Raw genomic sequence first — 623 nt, 5'->3', positions numbered from 1 at the left:
CCTCGTGCTGCATATCAACATGGCGCAAAATAGCCGCTTAAGTGATGAGGCCGTGGTGAGCCGCTGGCAACAGTTATTTTCTTTGCCTTTGTTGGTTGACCAGTGGCTCTCTGGCACACCTCAAGGTGAGGCGGAGCTTGCTACGGTGCAAGATATCATTCAGGTATGGCGCCAGCGCCTCTGTGACATTAGCTGGTTTATGCGCTGCTTAAATGAAGACATCGCCAGAAGAGCCAACAAGGAAGACCATTGCAAAGGCCACTTCTGGGAAAGCCGCTTTAAAAGCCAAGCTTTACTGGATGATAATGCGTTACTGGCTTGCATGGCTTATGTGGATTTAAACCCCATACGGGCAGGGATGTGCGACAGTGTTGACGCACAAGATTTTACTTCTATTTATGAACGTATTGCGCAATTTAAAGCCCAACAAACACCTGAAGGTAAGCCCAGCAGCCAAGGAGTGCGGCCGGACGAGCATTCTGCCCCGCCACTAAACAACAAATGCTTGTTGTTGCCCTTTGCGCGTGATCACAACGCCAATCAACGGCCTTGTTTACCTTTTTATCTAGAAGAGTATTTTGATTTAGTGGATTGGACCGGCAGAGCCATCAGAGATGATAAGA

General features: G+C 48.6%; 1 protein-coding gene. It reads left to right on the top strand.

Translation table 11 applies throughout. The features are described from left to right. Nucleotides 1-623, top strand: a 623-nt coding sequence (locus D1Z90_RS21430; protein ID WP_369122280.1) for a transposase, incomplete at both ends; no start/stop codon positions are given.

The sequence above is a fragment of the Motilimonas pumila genome (genome assembly GCF_003596335.1).
Lineage (GTDB): Bacteria > Pseudomonadota > Gammaproteobacteria > Enterobacterales > CBDFNC01 > Motilimonas > Motilimonas pumila.
Note: the sequence above shows the minus strand (reverse complement) of the source record. Positions and strands in the feature narration are given on the sequence as shown.